Source organism: Pseudomonas sp. UYEF17 (genome assembly GCF_040546125.1).
In the GTDB taxonomy this organism is placed as follows: domain Bacteria; phylum Pseudomonadota; class Gammaproteobacteria; order Pseudomonadales; family Pseudomonadaceae; genus Aquipseudomonas; species Aquipseudomonas putida_Z.
This window is the reverse complement of record NZ_JBEPNE010000011.1, coordinates 99246-117199: the sequence shown is the minus strand read 5'-3', so window position 1 is coordinate 117199 and position 17954 is coordinate 99246. Positions and strand designations below refer to the sequence as shown.

Sequence of the window (17954 nt, the reverse complement as noted above, 5' to 3'; positions counted from 1 at the left end):
GCAGCCCTTTCGCAGCGCAAGGCTGCTCCTACAGGGACCGAGTTGGCCTTTGTAGGAGCAGCCTTGTGCTGCGAATGGCCCGGCTCACTCAGAACTTGTAATTGACACTGGCCACCACGTTGCGCTCGTCGCCGTAGTAGCAGTAGTACCCGTCACAGGTAGACAAGTAGTCCTTGTTGAACAGGTTCTTCGCATCCACGGCCACGGTCACTCCCTTGAGAGTGCTGTTCAGGCGGCCCAGGTCGTAGTGCACCGATGCGTCGTAGACGGTGTAGGACCCCACATGGCCCCAATCGGTGTTAGTGGTATTACCGTAGGTGTCGCCCACGTAGCGCACACCAACGCCGACCCCAAACCCATCCAGTGGTCCGCTGTGCCAGGTGTAGTCAGCCCAGGCAGTGGCCTGGTTGCGCGGCACCTGCGCCATGCGCTTGCCTTTCTCGTCACTGGTGCCTTTGATGATTTCGCTGTCGTTGTAGGTGTACGAGCCCACCAGTTTGAGGTTCTCGGTCACATCCGAGGTAGCCTCCAGCTCCAGGCCTTTGACACGCACTTCGCCAACCTGGCGGGTTACACCACCCTCGGTCACCGACATGTTCTCCTGCGTCAGGTCGAACACAGCAGCGGTGAACAGGCTATTGCTGCCTGGAGGCTGGTACTTGATGCCCAGTTCGTATTGCTTGCCTTCGGTCGGTTTGAAGGCATCGGTGCTGTTGACGGTGGAGCCGGTGGCGGCCTGGAACGACTCGGCATAGGAGATGTAAGGCGTCAGGCCGTTATCGAATACATAGCTGAGTGCTGCGTTACCACTGAATTTCTTGTCGCGTTGGGTGTTGGTGGCGTCGCCTTTGTTGTGGAAGGTGGTGCCGGTGTGCACCCAGTCCTCACGGCCACCAAGGGTCAGGCGCCAGTTGTCCAGAGCCATCTGATCCTGGATATACAGGCCGGTCTGCTGGGTTTTCTGGTCGTAGTCGTACATGTCGAAGTACTGAACGTTCGAGAAATCCTGACCGTAGATTGGGTTGTGGATATTGCTCGGTGGCACACCAGCCGAGCCCCAGCGCCAGCGGGCATTGCTGTCCGAGCGCTGGTGGTCGAGACCCAGCAGCAGGGTATGGGCAACCTGACCGGTCTGGAAGTCGGCCTGGAAGTTGTTGTCCAGGGCGAACTGGGAGATGTCCTCCTCGACGATACCGGCGGTGCGTTGCACGGTGCCATCGGCGCTGACAGCTTCGTCCGGGCCGGCTGGCCAGATCGAGCCACCGGCGGTAATGCCCTTGAAGTCCAGTTCGTTACGCGCGTAGCGCAGGTTCTGACGGAATTGCCAGGTATCGTTCAGGCGGGTCTCGAACGCATAGCCCAGGTGGTAGTAGGTGCGGTCGTAAGACTCCCAATCCGGGTCGCCCAGGTTTTTGTGGTGCGAAATCTTGCCTGCGGGGCTATCCAGCTTGGTGCCTTGCAGTGGCAGGAACTGGCCGGTGATGCCGGTGTCATCGCGGGTGTACTGGCTGATGAAAGTCAGCTTGGTATCGTCGTTGATGTTCCAGGTCAGGCTGGGCGCGATGTTGTAGCGCTTGTCCGGGATGTGGTCTACCGGCGCACCGCTGTCACGCACGGTGCCGCTCACTCGATACAGGAACTGGCCTGCATCGTCGAGCTTGCCGGTGCTGTCGAAGTTGATCTGCTTGTGGTTGTTGCTGCCAACCTGGGCTTCGACTTCGTGGCTGCTTTCCAATTGCGGCCGACGGCTGGTCATGTCCAGCAGGCCGCCTGGTGGAGTCTGGCCGTAGATCGAAGAAGCCGGGCCGCGCAGCACGGCGATGCGCTCCAGGTTCCAGGGTTCGATCTTGGGGGTGGCGTAGTTGCCCTTGGGCAATGGCAGGCCATCGAGGAACTGGGTAGGCTCAAAACCACGTACCAGCAACCAGTCGCTGCGCGAGTCGGAGCCATAGCCGCTGCTTTGCACGCCAGCGGTGTAGCGAAGGGCATCGTTCAGGCTGAGCACCGGCCGGTCTTCCATCTGCTGGCGGGTGATCACGCTTACCGAGCGGGGGAGTTCGGCGATGGCGGTGTCGGTCTTGGTGCCAGCCGCTGTCCGGGTCGCGGTGTAACCCTCTACCGGCCCCCAGGCGCTTTCATATTTGGAAGTCGCATTGATCGCAGTCTCCGGCAACGCCAGTGTCCCTTCCGGCGTAGCCACCAGGCTGTAGCTGCCCACGCTGCTTTGCTGCAGCTGCAGGCCGGTGCCGCGCAGGGCGGCCTGCAGGGCACCAAGGCCATCGTACTGCCCGCTCACCGGGGCCGAGGTGCGGCCGCTGACCAGTGCCGGGTCGATGGCCAGTGTGATGCCGGCCTGGCTGGCGATCTGGTTGAGGGTGGTGGCCAGCGGGGCGCTGGGCAGGTCGTAGGCGCGCTGAGCGGATTGCTCGGCGGCGAACAGTACAGGGCTGGCCAATGGCGCGGCCACGGCGATGGCCAGGGCCATCAGGCTGGGGCGCAGGATACGATCAACAGCACGGGACATGCAGCGGCTCCTCGACGGATAAGTGCTTTCTGCTTCCTTGCCGAGCGAGATTTGAAAAGTGACAGGGCGAATCTGAAAAAAATTGAGAATTATTTGAAGTTGGTTTTTGCCTGTACCGGCCCTTTCGCGGGCTTGCCCGCTCCCACAGGTACCACACAGGTTTCAAGCACGGTGGGGTACTTGTGGGAGCGGGCGAGCCCGCGAAGAGGCCGGTACAGGTTTACTTCGGAACGACGGTCACCCACCACGGCGTATGCCGCTCGACCTTCACCGGCAGTGCCGGCACCAGCGACGACAGTGCCAGGTCGGTGTCGGTCAGCGGGAAGCTGCCGGTCACTCGCAGGTCAGCGACTTGGTCGTCCACCCCGAGGTAACCGCTGCGGTACTGGCCGAGCGCGGCCAGCAGGTCAGCCAGGCGCACGTTGTCCACCACCAGCATGCCGCGGGTCCAGGCGTCGGCACCGGCTGGCACCGTGCCGATCCGGCCAAGGCCGTTGGCGTTCATCAGCACCTGCTGGCCTTCGCGCAGCACTTGTTCGTCGCCGCTGTTCAGCGGCATGGCGGCGACCGAGGCCTGCAACACCTCCAGGCGCGTACCGTCGTCCTCGCGGCGTACCAGGAAGCGCGTGCCCAATGGGCGCAGGCGGCCATCGTCGGTGCGCACCAGCAGCGGGCGCGGGTCCTGGTGGCCGGTTTCGACCGAAATCTCGCCCTGGTGCAGCACGATCACCCGTTGCTCGCCGGCGTAGTCGATATCCACGGCAGTGTGGCTGTTCAGGCTCAGCAAGGTGCCGTCTTCCAGGCGCAGGGTACGCAGTTCGCCGGTGGCGGTACGCTGGTCGGCCAGCCAGTAGTTCGGTGCCAGCGATGGTGCGCCGACCCAGGCCAGCAGCGAGCCCAAAAGAAACATGCCGGCCAGCCCGCCGCCGACCTTGCCGATGCGTCGGCGCAGGCCGGCGCGCGATTGCAGCAGGGCCTGGCGTGCCGGGCCGGCAGCGGCGCTCACGCGCTGGTCCATGGCGCCGAGCTGGCGCCAGGCGCGGGCGTGCTCCTCGCTGGCGGCATGCCAGCGCATGAATTCGCTGCGCTCGTCGGGTGTGCCGCTGCCGTTGTCGAGGCTGAGTTTCCAGGCAATGGCGGCTTCCAGCACCCGGGACGAAACCGGTGCACTGCTCACGTCGGCTCCCCGTACAGAGCCACGTAGCACTGGCGCATGCCCTGGGCGATGTACTGGCGCACCCGCGACACCGAAACCCCCATGCGCTCGGCGATTTCGGCATGGCTCATACCGTCCAGGCGATTGTGCAGGAATGCTGCGCGGGCCTTGCTCGACAGCTTGCCGAGCAGGCGGTCGATGGCCTTGAGGTCCTCGAGGATCAGGTGCTGCACTTCCGGGGAAGGTTGTTCGGCTTCCGGCATCAGGGCCAGTTCGGCCAGGTAGGCCTGTTCCAGCGCGGCGCGGCGGAAGTGGTCGAACATCAGGCCCTTGGCCACGGCGGCCAGGAACGCGCGGGGTTCGCGGGGCGTATCCAGTTGCTCACGGCCGAGCAGGCGCACGAAGGTGTCCTGGCTCAGGTCTTCGGCACGTTGGCGGCAGGCCATGCTGCGTTGCAGCCAGGCGAGCAGCCAGCCGCGGTGGTCGCGGTACAGCGCACCGACCAGATCGGCGTGTGGGCTCTGTGCAGAAGACAAGCAGCGTCCCCCCGGAACGAATGCATTAACTAACGATAATTATTCGCGATTGTTGCAGAGGGGAGGGGGTGGGTGCAATGGACGCTTATCGGATGGCCATCATCCAAGTCGTGCAGATGTTATGCCTGTGCTGGCCTCTTCGCGGGTAAACCCGCTCCCACAGGATCTCCAGGGCATCAAAGGCAGTACAGTCCCTGTGGGAGCGGGTTTACCCGCGAAGAGGCCAGCAAGGGCGGTGAAAAGCTACAGGCCGTGGTTGTGCACCTTGCGCCTGCGCCACCCGCGCAAGCGCTGCTCCAGCTGCAGCGGGCTGTCCAGCTGCTGGCGGCGGGCCTGGCTGAACAGGATCAGCGCCAGCTCGGCGGTAACCAGGGCATCGGCGCTGGCATGATGGCGCTCCTCTACCTGCAGGCCAAAACGCGCCACCCAGTCATCCAGCCCGGCCTCGCGCAGCACTGTGTCGGGGTTGAGCATCGGTGCCAGTTCGGCAACATCCAGGAAGGGCGAGTGCAAGCGATAGCCCAGGCTTTCCTTCAGCGCACGGGCCAGCATGCGCTGGTCGAACGGCGCGTGGAATGCCAGCACCGGGCTATTGCCAATGAAGTCGAGCAGGTCGAGCAACGCCTCGGCCGGGTCACAACCGGCAGCCAGGGCACTCGGGCCCAGGCCATGGATCAGCACGCTGGCGTTGGTCTTCTGCAAAGGCCGGTGCAGGGTGCGTTCGAACTGCTGGGCAAAGTCGATGGCGCCATCTTCGATGGCCACGGCGCCAACCGACAGCACCTGGTCACGGTTGGGGTTCAGGCCGCTGGTCTCCAGGTCGAGCACCACCCAGCGCTGCTCGCGCAGGGTACACACCCCCAGGGGCGCGGCCTTGGGCAGCCGGGCCAGGCGCTGGCGCGTGGCATGGTCCAGTTCGGGCGCACTGGGGCGCAGCCAGGCGAACAGGCTCATAGCTGGTACCGCAAGGCCAGGCTGCTTTGCAGGCGCTGGGCCTGGCGCAGGGACTCGCGCAGGATGCGCCGGTCCAGGTGGTTGAGGCTGTCCGGGTCCAGGCGGTTGGAATAGGGCAGGTTGTCGCGGGTCTGGCGCTGGTGCTGCTGCATGCGGGTTTGCTGGATGAAGTGGTAGGCCTCTTCATACGCTGCGCCGTCCAGTGCCTCGATCACGCCCTTGGCCACCAGCTGGCGCAGGCGTTCCAGGGTATTGCAGGCACCGATGCCGTTGGCCAGGGCCAGCAGCCGGGCACCATCGACGAAGGGCGTCAGGCCCTGGACCTTGAGGTCGAGGGTGGCGGCCTTGTCGTTGCCCTGGCGGGTCAGCACGAACTCGCGCAGGCGGCCCACCGGCGGGCGCTGGCGCAGGGCGTTGTCAGCCATCATGCGCTGGAAGATGCGGTTATCGGCCACCTGCTCCAGCAGGCCCTGGCGCAGCTGCTCGCAACCTTGCTCGTCGCCCCACACCACGCGCAGGTCGAAATAGATGCTCGAGCCCAGCAGGTTCTCCGGGCTGGCTTCACGGACAAAACCGGCAAAACGCCGCGCCCACTCACTGCGCGACAGGCACAGCTCGGGGTTTCCGGCCATGACGTTGCCCTTGCACAGGGTGAAGCCACACTGGGCCAGGCACTGGTTGATGTATTGCGCCAGCGGCAGCAGGCGTGCGCGGATGGCGTCGGCTTCGGCGCTGTCGGCGGCTTCGAAGAGGATGCCGTTGTCCTGGTCGGTGTGCAGGGTTTGTTCACGTCGTCCTTCGCTGCCAAAGCACAGCCAGCTGAACGGCACGCCCGGGTCACCGCGCTCGGCCAGCGCCAGTTCGATCACCCGGCACACGGTGTGGTCGTTGAGCAGGGTGATGATCTGGGTGATCTGCGTGGAGGACGCGCCATGGGCCAGCATGCGCTCGACCAGTTGGCTGATTTCGCCGCGCAGCGAGACCAGGGTATCCAGGCGTGGCGCATGGCGAATGGTGCGCGCCAGGTGTACCAGGTCGACCCGTTGCAGGGAGAACAGGTCGCGCTCCGAAACCACACCGCACAGGCGTCGGTTTTCCACCAGGCATACGTGGGCGATATGCCGCTCGGTCATGGCCATGGCTGCGTCGAAGGCGCTGGCCTGGGGGCTGAGGTAGAACGGTTGGGCGGTCATGTGCCGCGCGATGGGCGCGCCCAGGTCGGCATCGGCCGCCGCCACCACCTGGCGCAGGTCGCGCAGGGTGAAGATACCGGTGGGGTAGCGCTGCGGGTCGACCACCACGATGCTGCCGACCTGCTGCTCGTGCATCAGCCGCACGGCGTCGCGCAGGGGCGTGTCGGGGCTGCACACCACCGGGTGGCGCATGGCCAGTTCACCCAGTGGCGTGTTCAGCGAATACTGGGTGCCGAGGGTTTCCACCGCGCGCTGGCGTACCTGCTGATTGACCTGGTCGAGCAGGCTGCTGACCCCGCGCAGGGCAAAATCCCGAAACACTTCCGACATCGAGAACACGCAGATGAACGCGGCCTTGTTCAGCTGCAGGCAGAAGGTGTCCTCACCGGCCAGGTGCTCGGTACGGGTCGCTCGCTCGCCGAGCAGAGCAGCCAGCGGGAAGCATTCGCCGCTGGTAATTTCGAAGGTGGTCTCCACACCAGGCTTGACCAGGTGCTGGCGCTCACCCACCACGCGGCCCTGCTTGACGATGTAGAAGTGCTCGACCGGCCCGTCGGCAGGTTTGACGATGCTTTCGCCGCTGGCATAGAAGCGCAGCTGGCACTGTTCGACCAGGTAGGCCAGGTGGCTGTGTTCCATCTGGTTGAACGGCGGAAAACGCTGCAGGAACTGCAGGGTGCCCTGGATGTTCTGCAGCACTGCTGTCCTGCCCGCCTGGCTGTAGGCGTCCTTTTTGCTCATGAAACTGACCGTATCGCTATGCCGAACTATATATATCTATATATAGGTGCCGGCCATGTTGTTCTCTGCCTCCATGGTCGGCTTGCGGCGGGGTGGTGCCCATTGGACGTAAGTCTATGAGCGCCCCTGTCAAAGACCCGACGAAAGGCCAGCCGGGTTACGCAAGTTCTGCGGTCCTAATGCTGAAGCGGAATTTTTTTGACGAGATGAGCATGCCTGAGCAACACGACATCCTGAGCGACGCCGAGCGCGAGGCATTGGCCGTCGTAAGTGCGCCTGTGGCAGCCAAGCCGTTGGTGCTGGTGGTGGATGACAATGCAGTGAACCGTGAGGCGCTGGTCCTGTACCTGAAGAGCCGGGGGATCGACTGTGTCGGAGCGGATGGGGCCGAGGAAGCCAGGCTATACCTGTACCACCAACAAAGAATCGGCTTGATGATCACGGATTTGCGCATGCAGCCCGAGGATGGCCTGGACCTGATCCGGCAGATTCGCAAGTCGGAACGGGCGGCGTTGTCGATCATCGTGGTGTCGGGCGACACCGATGTGAAAGAGGCGGTGGACGTGATGCACCTGGGGGTGGTGGATTTTCTGCTGAAGCCGGTCGATCTGGACAGGCTGCTGGAGCTGGTGAAGAAAGAACTGAAGATCGAGTAGTGCAGGAGTGGGGCTGCTTTGCAGCCCTTTCGCGACACAAGGCCGCTCCTACAAGTACTGCGCCAGACCTCAGCCTTGCGCGGTACCTGTAGGAGCGGCCTTGTGTCGCGATTGGGCCGCAAAGCGGCCCCCTGTCGCAGATGTCGCTTACAACCCGTTACGCGCCTTGAACTCGCGGCGACGGCGGTGCAGTACCGGCTCGGTATAGCCGTTCGGCTGCTTGCCACCTTCCACCACCAGCTCAACCGCAGCCTGGAACGCGACGTTGTCGTCGAAGTTCGGTGCCATCGGGCGATACAGGGCGTCGCCGGCGTTCTGCTGGTCGACCACCACGGCCATGCGCTTGAGGCTTTCCAGCACCTGCTCCTGGCTGACCACGCCATGGCGCAGCCAGTTGGCCAGCAGCTGGGCCGAAATGCGCAGGGTGGCGCGGTCTTCCATCAGGCCGACGTTGTTGATGTCCGGCACCTTCGAGCAACCCACACCCTGGTCGATCCAGCGCACCACGTAGCCGAGGATGCCCTGGGCGTTGTTGTCCAGTTCGTTGCGGATCTCTTCGGCCGACCAGTTGGTGTCGGCGGCCAGCGGGATGGACAGGATGTCGTCCACCGACGCCGGGGTACGCGAAGCCAGTTCACGCTGACGCGCCTGTACGTCCACCTTGTGGTAGTGCAGGGCATGCAGGGTGGCGGCGGTCGGCGACGGCACCCAGGCGGTGTTGGCACCGGCCAGCGGGTGGGCGATCTTCTGCTCGAGCATGGCTGCCATCAGGTCGGGCATGGCCCACATGCCTTTGCCGATCTGCGCACGGCCTTGCAGGCCGGTGGCCAGGCCGACGTCGACGTTGTTGTTCTCGTAGGCACCGATCCACTTCTCGTTCTTCATGGCGCCCTTGCGCACCACGGCGCCGGCTTCCATCGAGGTGTGGATTTCATCGCCGGTGCGGTCGAGGAAGCCGGTGTTGATGAACACCACGCGCTCGGCTGCGGCCTTGATGCACGACTTGAGGTTGACCGTGGTACGGCGCTCCTCGTCCATGATGCCGACCTTGACGGTGTTGCGTTTCATGCCCAGCAGGTCTTCGACCTGGCTGAAGATCTCGGCGGCGAAGGCTACTTCCTCCGGGCCGTGCATCTTCGGCTTGACGATGTACACGCTGCCGCTGCGGGTGTTCTTGCGGCTGGTGTTGCCATTGAGGTTGTGCAGGGCGATCAGGTTGGTGAACAGGCCGTCCTGGATGCCTTCGGGGATTTCGTTGCCTTGGGCGTCGAGGATCGCCGGGTTGGTCATCAGGTGGCCAACGTTGCGCACGAACAGCAGCGAACGGCCGTGCAGGGTCACGCTGCCGCCGTTGGGCGCGGTGTACTCGCGGTCCGGGTTCATGGTGCGGGTGAAGGTCTTGCCACCCTTGCTCACGCTTTCGGCCAGGTCGCCTTTCATCAGGCCCAGCCAGTTTCGGTAGACGATCACCTTGTCGTCGGCATCGACGGCGGCGACCGAGTCTTCGCAGTCCATGATGGTGGTCAGCGCCGATTCCATCAGGATGTCTTTCACGCCGGCGGCGTCGGTGCTGCCGACCGGGGTGCTGGCATCGACCTGGATTTCGAAGTGCAGGCCGTTGTGCTTGAGCAGCACGGCAGTCGGCGCGGTGGCATCGCCATGGAAGCCGATCAGCTGGGCGTCGTCACGCAGGCCGCTGTTGCTGCCACCTTTCAGGGCAACTACCAGCTTGCCGCCTTCGATGCGGTAGCCGGTGGAGTCGACGTGCGAGCCGGCCGCCAGTGGCGCGGCTTCGTCGAGGAAGGCGCGGGCGAAGGCGATGACCTTGTCGCCACGTACCTTGTTGTAGCCTTGGCCTTTCTCGGCGCCGCCTTCATCGCTGATGGCATCGGTGCCATACAGCGCGTCGTACAGCGAACCCCAACGGGCGTTGGCGGCGTTCAGGGCGAAGCGGGCGTTCATCACCGGTACGACCAGCTGTGGGCCGGCCATGTGGGCGATTTCTTCGTCCACGTTCTGGGTGGTGGCCTGGAAATCGTCGGCTTGTGGCAGCAGGTAGCCGATTTCCTGAAGGAATGCTTTGTAGGCTACGGCGTCGTGGGCCTGGCCTTTGCGTGCCTGGTGCCAGGCGTCGATCTTGGCTTGCAGCTCGTCGCGCTTGGCGAGCAGGGCTTTGTTCTTTGGAGCGAGGTCATTGATGATCTTCTCTGCACCCGCCCAGAACTGCTCGGCGACGATGCCGGTCCCTGGGATGGCTTCGTTGTTCACGAAGTCGTACAGGACCTTGGCGACCTGAAGGCCACCGACTTGAACGTATCCAGTCATTGCTTGCCTCACTCTGCTCAGCTATTTCGCTCTTCTGTATTAAGCCTGTAGCGCTTCTCTAAACACGGCACCAGTGCATGCCCCCGAGTAAAGCCCCGAGCGCGGCTGGGTGCGGCCTGCCAGACCGGCTGGCAGACAGTGTGCGTATTTTCACAGGCGCCTTGGCAGACATCCAAACGACGTTTTGTAGTCCGCGCCACGGGATACTACATGAAGCAGTAGGCGGGGCAAAATCAGACTAAAAGCGCCGTTATGCGACCCGTTGGTCGCGTATGGTCACGCTGGGAGTGAGTATGTTCGCAAAAAACAGGTGGATTGTTCCAGATAAATCTTGAAACAGTACACGATTCGTTGTGCGGATTGCCCTGCGGCAGGTTGCCGCGCCTTGCCTATACTGAGTCGATCCCCCGATTTTCTGCCGCACGGCGCGGTCCGACACGAGGAAGGGCTTGTGGATCATCTTGTACTGACTGTGATTGCCCCTGACAAGGCCGGCCAGGTCGAGCGCATTGCCCAGTGCATCGCCGACCACAGTGGCAACTGGCTGGAAAGCCGCATGTCGCGCATGGCCGGGCAGTTTGCCGGCATCCTGCGGGTGGCGGTGCCGGCGGAAAACTACGACGAGCTGGTGGCTTCGCTGCAGGGGTTGGTCCGATATGACATTCGCGTGCTGATCGCCGAGAGCGGCATCGAGCCGTCGTGTACCTGGAAGCCGATTGCCATGGAGCTGGTAGGTAATGACCGGCCGGGGATCGTGCGTGATATCACCCGCCTGCTGGCTGAATTGCAGGTGAACGTCGAGCGGTTTTCAACAGAAGTGCGGCCGGCGCCGATGAGCAGCGAGCCGTTGTTTCATGCAGATGCGTTGTTGGCTTTGCCGTTGACTCTGCCGCTCGAAGAACTACAGCAGCGACTGGAGAGCCTGGCGGATGACCTGATGGTTGAGTTGCAACTGCGAGCGGAGGATTGATCCGAGATTGCCGGGGCCGCTTCGCGGCCCATCGCGACACAAGGCCGCTCCTACAAGGTTACGCGTTCCCCTGTAGGAGCGGCCTTGTGTCGCGATGGGCTGCAAAGCAGCCCCCTACGGTTATCCCGATATCACGGGGAAGGCCCTGTGGATAACCTGGGGGTTCCCCTCTCCAGCCCAGGCCGCGCGCGCCTTACAAGGCTTTGATCAAAAAACACCCAAAAATCAGCAGCTTGTGCACAAAGCACGGGGACGAGGATGTGGATAACCTTTGGAGATGTCTCTGCAGGCCAAGAATCACAAGGTCTGCAGAGCTATGATCATTTTTTGATCAGCTACGCTTGCGCAAACTGACCCACGCATCGACGCTGTAAATCGCCAAACCCGCCCAGATGAACATGAACGCCACCAAGTTGCTCGACGACAAGTGCTCATCGAACAGCAGCACCGCCTGCAGCAGCACCAGGGTCGGCGCCAAGTACTGCAGGAAGCCCAGCGTGGTGTACGGCAAGTGCCGCGCTGCAGCGTTGAAGCACACCAGCGGCACCAGTGTCACCGGCCCCGCAGCCATCAGCCACAACGCTTCGCTGCTGGTGTAGAACGCGCCCTGGGCACTTGTCGCCGCCGGGTGCAACAACAGCCAGCCAAGGGCCAGCGGTACCAGCATCCAGGTTTCCACCACCAGGCCCGGCAGTGCCGCCACCGGTGCCTGTTTGCGAATCAGCCCATAGAAGCCGAAGCTCAGCGCCAGTACCAGCGACACCCACGGCAGGCTGCCCACCTGCCACACCTGCTGGGCCACACCCACGGCGGCCATGGCCACGGCCAGCCACTGCAGACGCCGCAGGCGCTCGCCGAGAATCAGCATGCCCAGCAGCACATTGATCAGCGGGTTGATGTAGTAACCCAGGCTGGCCTCGAGCATGCGCCCGTTGTTCACCGACCATACGTAGGTCAGCCAGTTGCCGGCGATCAGCGCCCCGCTCAGGGCCAGGATGCCCAGCCGGCGCGGGTTGTCACGCAGGTCACGCCACCAGCCTGGGTGTTTCCACACCAGTAGCAGCAACGAGCCGAACAAAGCCGACCAGAGCACCCGGTGGACAATGATCTCCACCGCCGGGACGCTCTGGATTGCCTTGAAGTACAGGGGGAACAGCCCCCAGATGATGTAGGCGCTGAGGCCCAGTAGGTACCCGCGACGCGGGTTTGCGGCGTGCATGCAGAATCCTTGCTTAGGTAGCTAAATGAAGCGCTGGGCTATTTCAGCACACGTTGGCGAGTTGTGCAGGCACTTATGAAACGCGAAAACCAGGGCATGGCCCTGGTTTTCGGCGTCAACGGCATGGAGAATCTGGCCGTCAAATGCACGCCCAACCGATCACTTCCGGTTGATGCGCGCCCTACGCGAATTGTCACTAGCTTCAACAGACGCATAAAGCGCCAGGAATTTTTCAGCACTAACAAAGGGAATGGGCACAATCATACTGGCGTATAGATCGATGATTTGGTCCTCGTGGATCGCCACGATGACAATGTACTCACCGTCCGGCCTGGAAGGGTGTGGCGTGTAAACACCGTCGTCGATTGTGCCATTGCCGACACGCACATGCCATGAGGTTTCTTCCTTTGCTACTTGCTCTTCCGGCTTGCCTGAGGGTTTCCTCCAGAACTCAAACTCCAAACCCGCTTGTCCCTGCTTCGGCTTCAGCCAATAAGGGCCATCCATTGCAACAGGCAAGAGTATATGGACGGTATTGGTGGCAGTCCCATTGCTGACCACTACTTTATCAAGACGCAGTACCTTATCAACTATGGGCATGCCTTCTTCCCATTCTGGCACCTGCTTGGGGGCGAGGTACTTTTGGGTTGCCTGTGCTAGAGGGTCGGGTCTGGAAGAGTCGGCTAATTCACCGAGCCCTTCGACTTTCATGCTGATGTTTTTTCCATTTATTTCGCCAGCAATTATTTCGGCATAGGACCCTATGTTTACGCTAGCGATGGAGGGGTAGACATGGATAGTGGTTCGCAAAACGCTCACGAGAACATGAGAAATGTGAGTGCCTTTTTGAGCGCTAACCATGACCTTGATGTGGCTACCTTTGAATTTGTCGGCAGCAGGTGCGGTGTATTCGCCCGTGTTTTCGTTGATTTCCCCTTTGAGGTCATCACCGGTGTAATCAGGGAGATGACGTACGCTCCATTTGACGTCCTGGAGGTAGGGTTTAGTTTTGAAGAATATTTTCTCGTTGGCCAGTACGCTTATTTCACCATTTTCGCTTGGCGTGATAGAGAATTTGTTTAGGTCTTCAGCCAATTGGCCTAGGGTGATAAAATCATTTGGCTGGTGCAGGGAATCAATAGCGATCTGCGAATTGCGGAACAGTAGCGATGACATGATGAAGGTTTCGACCTCTAAATGGAGGTTCGTGAGGGCGTCGCGCAATCTGGAGAATGTGGCATGGAAATAAGATAGATATTCCGTTTCTACTCGTTTTGTCGAAATTAAAAATACATCGAAAGCGGCTTCTATTTCCCGGGACCATTCATAATTCAGATTAAATTCTACATCGTGGTCGCTATCATCGATAAGTACCATTTTGCGGTTGCCGTCGATCTCGACAAGTTCAACTTTGTATTTGATGAGAATACGCCATTTAAGTGTGACGGTTCCCTGTATCCAGTCCCTATCCTTAGGCTTCACTCTGACATCTGCCTGCATGTGCCCAGTGAAATTTACAGTGAGCCTATTATTTATGAACTCTAAAGTGAGTCCATTATTTGCGTCATTTTCTTTTGGTGCAATCCACGTGACTTCATTGATGTAAAGCTGAGAGCCGGGTTGGGGCAGCGGCGCCTCTTGAAATATTATGTTCCCCTCTGCTCGATACTCAAGTTTTTCGGCATTCTCCAGTTTGAACTTCAGTTGAAACCTGTTCTCTGGAAGTGCTTCTATTTGGGCGGCGATAATGTTCAGTGCGAGGAAGTCGGTGTTGACAAGCACATTGGCGCTATATCCGTTCGGTAAAAGATAAGGAAGCTTTTTGTTTTCGTCTGGCGGGGCAGCATTTTCACTGTTGAATCCTTCTAGCTCGACGAATAAAACGACTGCGCCGTCGCCAGATTGTATTGTGTTTTTGGATGCGCCGTGGGTGCGAATCGCAAATTTATTTGGCTTCAGTGGCGAACCCTGCACGTGAGCAATTTGGCCCAAGGTGTATTCGATGATATCTCTGTCTCCAGGGGTTTCATCGTAGCCTTCAAAGTATTTCTTGAAATGCTCACCAAGTTTGTCCAGTTCATACTGTGTTGATCCGCCATAGAAAGCATAATTCTTGCCTGCTGCAAGGTTGAAATAAGCCCGGCCTTCCTGCGAAACCTCCCCCTTCAGACTTTTCAACTCAATATCGTATACCAGGGATGGGCCATTGATAGGCGTCGCCTCTGCCAACCGAGTGACGCGCCTGCGTGTGCTGCCTATCGGTTGGCTTAACTGAATCTGTTTGCCTTGCACGGCTCGCATCATCAGCACGGCTTTAGAGCCGCTGAGGTCTGCATTCTCAAAGGATAGTCGGGGCTCATCCAGGGAAAAACGCACAAGCTGGTGATAGGAAATACCCGCTTCAATATCAACTTCGCTGTTCATTGGGGCTATGAATAGCCCGCCGGAGTAGCGCTCAATAAACTCTTGTTTTAATACATTGTTTGAAGCTTTTCTATCGAAAGCCACGATTACGGGGTATCCAAAGTTTTTCCGTGCCGTGCCCAGTTCTTCCAGGAGCTTTTCGAGCGATTGGTTAGTCGAGTTATTCATAAATTTATCGCCTTGAGCCGGTTTTGTAAGGTAGGTATCTGCGTGAGCTTATGCCCCTAAGTTGGCCGCTTCGACAAAGGGGACTTGGCCGGACGCTGCGTCTGCTCAGCAAATGCCCAGTTTGTTTGACCTACTGCTAATAGTCCCACGCTGACCTAAGATTTTTTACACTCAGCCTCCCCCCTTGCCTACTGGCAAAAATACTAGGTTCAGCATCTAAGGAAGTTGCAGGGCAGCATGCCGCCATCCCGGATGCCGGCTTGCGTAATACGGCGTTTGCTAGCTAAATCTTTTTTGATGCAAGTTCTAGAACAACCTCAGCGGCTGTTCATCCAATGCGGCCATCTGTTCACGCAGGGCGAGAATCTGGTCGCCCCAGTAGCGTGGCTGGCCGAACCAAGGGAAGCTCGGCGGGAATGCCGGGTCGTCCCAGCGCCGCGCCAGCCAGGCGCTGTAGTGCAGCTGGCGCAGGGCGCGCAGGGGCTCGATCAGGGCCAGCTCGCGCGGGTCGAAGTCGTGGAACTCGTTATAGCCGTCGATCAGTTCGGCCAGTTGCCCAAGGCGTTCCTCGCGGCTGCCGGCCAGCATCATCCACAGGTCCTGCACCGCCGGGCCCATGCGGCAGTCGTCGAGGTCGACCACGTGGTACACATCGTCGCGGTGCATCAGGTTGCCGGGGTGCAGGTCGCCATGCAGGCGGATGAGCTGGTGCGGCGTGCGGGCATAGATGTCCTCCACCCGCTTGAGCAGGTCGCGGGCCACCGATTCGAACGCTGGCAGCAGTTCGCGGGGGACGAAGTCGCCTTCCAGCAGGGTATTCAGCGAGGCATGGCCGAAGTTGTCCACGGCCAGCGCTTCGCGGTGCTCGAACGGTTTGCTGGCGCCCACGGCGTGCAGGCGGCCGAGCAACTGGCCGAGGCGGTAGAGCTGGTCGAGGTTGCCCGGCTCTGGCGCGTGGCCGCCGCGGCGGGGGAACAGGGTGAAGCGGAAGCCCTGGTGTTCGAACAGGGTGCGGCCGTCGTGCTGCAGCGGGGCGACCACCGGCACTTCGCAATCGGCCAGTTCGGCGGTGAAGCTGTGCTCTTCGAGGATGGCCGCGTCGCTCCAGCGGCCTGGGCGGTAGAACTTGGCGATCAGCGGTTGCGCGCCCTCGATGCCCACCTGGTAGACGCGGTTTTCGTAGCTGTTCAGCGCCAGCACCCGGGCATCGCTGAGAAAGCCCAGGCTTTCCACGGCGTCCAGGACCAGGTCGGGGGTGAGGGTGTCGAAGGGGTGGGACATGGTGGCTCCGGGGGTAGGCGGCGTGGGGGCCATGGTAGCGCGTTATGCCTGTACCGGCCTCTTCGCGGGTAAACCCGCTCCCACAGGTGCATCGTTTCCCTGGCGGCCAGGCTATGCAGGAATCCCAAGCAATACATAAGAGGGATGAAATTGAACCCGCACCGAACTGCCTGCTGTCACCCGCTGGCCAGCCAACCAATCCGTCTCGGCAAACGCACACAACGTCTGCCCATTCCCCAACGCCAACCGGACCTCACCAGGCCCATCAGCCTCCGCCAGTACCTCCTCCACTGTCGCCCGCAGGCAGTTACTCCCCGCTTCGGCCTGTTCCTCGTCGGCCAGCAACCTCACCCACCCCGCCTTGAGCAGCGCCACTACCGTCGTCCCCAGCGTCAGCTCCAGCCGTGCGGTGCTGTCGTGGGTGATCAGCGCCTCGATCTCCAACCCTCCGCCCAACGCCAGGCTGACGCGATCATGCCGTCCCTCGCGGCGCAGGCCACTGACCTGGCCCTGCAACTGGTTGCGCGCGCTGGTGCGTAGCATCAGCCGGCCGAGCAGGTCCAGGTCACTGGACTCTTCGGCTGCTTCAAGGATTTGCGCCTGCAGTGTCTGCAGCCTCTGATACAGGCGCAGCACCCGCTCGCCTTCCGTCGATAAACGCGCACCGCCACCGCCACGGCCACCGGTGCTGCGCTCGACCAAGGGCTGGCTGGCCAGGTTGTTGAGTTCGTCGATTGCATCCCAGGCGGCCTTGTAGCTGATGCCCGCGGCCTTGGCGGCGCGGGTGATCGAACCTTCTTCGGCAATGTGCTGCAGCAGCGCGATGCGCTGGGGGCGGCGGGCGATGTGCTGGGTGAGGTGGGGGGGCAGGGACATGGGCATTCGGTCTTGTGGGGGCCTGAGGGTGGATAGTTTGTAGGAGCGGCCTTGTGTCGCGAAAGGGGCGCGAAGCGGCCCCACGATTCATGCCTTGGCAAATATCGCTGGGGCTGCTGCGCAGCCCGATCGCGACACAAGGCCGCTCCTACACCGGGCGATCCGCGCTTGCTCATACATACCCCGGCTTGGGCGTGCGCGCCAGGCAATACACATCCACCCGCCGCGCACCGGCCTTGCGCAGCACTTGGGCAATCGCCTGCGCGGTAGCACCGGTGGTCAACACGTCATCGACAATGGCGACGTGCTTGCCCGTCAGCTTGCCCGTGACGGTAAACGCCTGGCGCAAGTTGCGTCGCCTGGCCTTGGCGTCCAGTTGTTGCTGCGCAGGTGTCTCCCGTGTGCGCAGCAGCAACCGCTCGTCGCAACGTACCCCCACGTGCGACGAAAGCCAGCGCCCGAGCATCCCTGCCTGGTTGAAACCCCGCTCCCGTAGTCGACGTTTGGCCAAGGGAACAGGCAACAACAGGTCGGGGCGCGGCAGCCCTTCGGTAAAGCTGTGCAGCAGCCCATGCGCGAGCAATTCGGCCATCAGGTGCCCCAAGGGCCACTGGCGGTTGTGCTTGAAACGGCTGATCAGCGTGTCCACCGGAAAGCCGAAATGCCACAGTGCAAGCACCTGCTCGAAGGCCGGTGCGCGGCGCTGGCACTGAGCGCAGGTCAGGCCGGCCATGGGCAACGGCAGGGCGCAGCGCAGGCAATGATCGCCCAGCCAGGGCAGTTCCTGCTCGCAGGCGACGCACAGCGGGTAGGCCTGCTCGGCAGGTTCATCGCACAGTAAACACGATTGGTTAATAAGTGAGCACTTGTAAACCAGTCTTTTCCAGTGTGGTTGACAGTTCATAGGCCTTCCATGACTATGCGAGCTATC

13 protein-coding genes are annotated in these 17954 nt (G+C 61.4%); 2 read left to right on the top strand and 11 right to left on the bottom strand.

The features are described 5' to 3' along the window. Nucleotides 1-88: 88 nt before the first annotated feature. The 5 genes from ABIB24_RS17355 to ABIB24_RS17335 all read right to left on the bottom strand — a co-directional run bounded on the left by ABIB24_RS17355 (nt 89) and on the right by ABIB24_RS17335 (nt 7104). Nucleotides 89-2524 (bottom strand): TonB-dependent siderophore receptor, encoded by a 2436-nt coding sequence (locus ABIB24_RS17355; RefSeq protein WP_354316943.1) that lies wholly within the window; start codon nt 2522-2524, stop codon nt 89-91. A gap of 220 nt (nt 2525-2744) precedes the next feature. Next, on the bottom strand, nt 2745-3701 hold the full coding sequence (locus ABIB24_RS17350) for a FecR domain-containing protein (RefSeq protein WP_354316942.1): 957 nt from the start codon (nt 3699-3701) through the stop codon (nt 2745-2747). Further along, nucleotides 3698-4216: an RNA polymerase sigma factor gene (locus ABIB24_RS17345; RefSeq protein WP_025337420.1), complete on the bottom strand. Its 519-nt coding sequence runs from the start codon at nt 4214-4216 to the stop codon at nt 3698-3700. The genes ABIB24_RS17350 and ABIB24_RS17345 overlap by 4 nt, the downstream gene beginning before the upstream one ends. Before the next feature lie 243 nt (nt 4217-4459). Beyond that, nucleotides 4460-5170, bottom strand: a complete 711-nt coding sequence (locus ABIB24_RS17340) for a 3'-5' exonuclease (RefSeq protein WP_075044380.1) — start codon at nt 5168-5170, stop codon at nt 4460-4462. Next, nucleotides 5167-7104 carry a DUF294 nucleotidyltransferase-like domain-containing protein gene (locus tag ABIB24_RS17335; RefSeq protein WP_354316941.1) on the bottom strand — a complete coding sequence of 646 codons (1938 nt, stop codon included), beginning with the start codon at nt 7102-7104 and terminating at the stop codon, nt 5167-5169. Before ABIB24_RS17335 ends, ABIB24_RS17340 begins: the two co-directional genes overlap by 4 nt. A gap of 116 nt (nt 7105-7220) precedes the next feature. On the opposite strand from ABIB24_RS17335, the gene ABIB24_RS17330 reads away from it, so the two are divergent. Next, a complete protein-coding gene (locus ABIB24_RS17330) occupies nt 7221-7760 on the top strand; it encodes a response regulator (protein ID WP_137162819.1) in 540 nt (179 codons plus the stop codon). A gap of 147 nt (nt 7761-7907) precedes the next feature. On the opposite strand, the gene ABIB24_RS17325 is transcribed toward ABIB24_RS17330, so the two are convergent. Further along, on the bottom strand, nt 7908-10085 hold the full coding sequence (locus ABIB24_RS17325; RefSeq protein WP_354316940.1) for a malate synthase G: 2178 nt from the start codon (nt 10083-10085) through the stop codon (nt 7908-7910). Between the two features lie 451 nt (nt 10086-10536). Here ABIB24_RS17325 and ABIB24_RS17320 point away from each other — a divergent pair, with 451 nt between their 5' ends. After that, nucleotides 10537-11055, top strand: a complete 519-nt coding sequence (locus ABIB24_RS17320) for a glycine cleavage system transcriptional repressor (protein WP_025337425.1) — start codon at nt 10537-10539, stop codon at nt 11053-11055. A 331-nt stretch (nt 11056-11386) separates the two neighbouring features. Here the strand turns inward: ABIB24_RS17320 and rarD are convergent, their stop codons facing one another. The 5 genes from rarD to ABIB24_RS17295 all read right to left on the bottom strand — a co-directional run bounded on the left by rarD (nt 11387) and on the right by ABIB24_RS17295 (nt 17927). Then, nucleotides 11387-12274, bottom strand: coding sequence for an EamA family transporter RarD (rarD, locus tag ABIB24_RS17315; protein ID WP_137162822.1), 888 nt, complete (start codon nt 12272-12274; stop codon nt 11387-11389). A 159-nt stretch (nt 12275-12433) separates the two neighbouring features. Continuing rightward, on the bottom strand, nt 12434-14866 hold the full coding sequence (locus ABIB24_RS17310; protein ID WP_274078771.1) for a hypothetical protein: 2433 nt from the start codon (nt 14864-14866) through the stop codon (nt 12434-12436). Nucleotides 14867-15172: 306 nt separating this feature from the next. Beyond that, nucleotides 15173-16147 (bottom strand): serine/threonine protein kinase, encoded by a 975-nt coding sequence (locus ABIB24_RS17305; protein ID WP_274078770.1) that lies wholly within the window; start codon nt 16145-16147, stop codon nt 15173-15175. Nucleotides 16148-16258: 111 nt separating this feature from the next. After that, nucleotides 16259-17023 carry a TOBE domain-containing protein gene (locus ABIB24_RS17300; RefSeq protein ID WP_274120064.1) on the bottom strand — a complete coding sequence of 255 codons (765 nt, stop codon included), beginning with the start codon at nt 17021-17023 and terminating at the stop codon, nt 16259-16261. Between the two features lie 172 nt (nt 17024-17195). Further along, nucleotides 17196-17927 carry a ComFC family protein gene (locus ABIB24_RS17295; RefSeq protein ID WP_289514978.1) on the bottom strand — a complete coding sequence of 244 codons (732 nt, stop codon included), beginning with the start codon at nt 17925-17927 and terminating at the stop codon, nt 17196-17198. Nucleotides 17928-17954: the final 27 nt, after the last annotated feature.

Excerpts from the sequence above, each read along its gene's own strand:
- rarD (WP_137162822.1), bottom strand. The coding sequence starts at position 12,274 with ATGCACGCCGCAAACCCGCGTCGCGGGTACCTACTGGGCCTCAGCGCC.
- ABIB24_RS17295 (WP_289514978.1), bottom strand. The coding sequence starts at position 17,927 with ATGAACTGTCAACCACACTGGAAAAGACTGGTTTACAAGTGCTCACTT.
- ABIB24_RS17305 (WP_274078770.1), bottom strand. The coding sequence starts at position 16,147 with ATGTCCCACCCCTTCGACACCCTCACCCCCGACCTGGTCCTGGACGCC.
- ABIB24_RS17340 (WP_075044380.1), bottom strand. The coding sequence starts at position 5,170 with ATGAGCCTGTTCGCCTGGCTGCGCCCCAGTGCGCCCGAACTGGACCAT.
- ABIB24_RS17300 (WP_274120064.1), bottom strand. The coding sequence starts at position 17,023 with ATGTCCCTGCCCCCCCACCTCACCCAGCACATCGCCCGCCGCCCCCAG.
- ABIB24_RS17310 (WP_274078771.1), bottom strand. The coding sequence starts at position 14,866 with ATGAATAACTCGACTAACCAATCGCTCGAAAAGCTCCTGGAAGAACTG.
- ABIB24_RS17325 (WP_354316940.1), bottom strand. The coding sequence starts at position 10,085 with ATGACTGGATACGTTCAAGTCGGTGGCCTTCAGGTCGCCAAGGTCCTG.
- ABIB24_RS17335 (WP_354316941.1), bottom strand. The coding sequence starts at position 7,104 with ATGAGCAAAAAGGACGCCTACAGCCAGGCGGGCAGGACAGCAGTGCTG.
- ABIB24_RS17355 (WP_354316943.1), bottom strand. The coding sequence starts at position 2,524 with ATGTCCCGTGCTGTTGATCGTATCCTGCGCCCCAGCCTGATGGCCCTG.
- ABIB24_RS17330 (WP_137162819.1), top strand. The coding sequence starts at position 7,221 with ATGAGCGCCCCTGTCAAAGACCCGACGAAAGGCCAGCCGGGTTACGCA.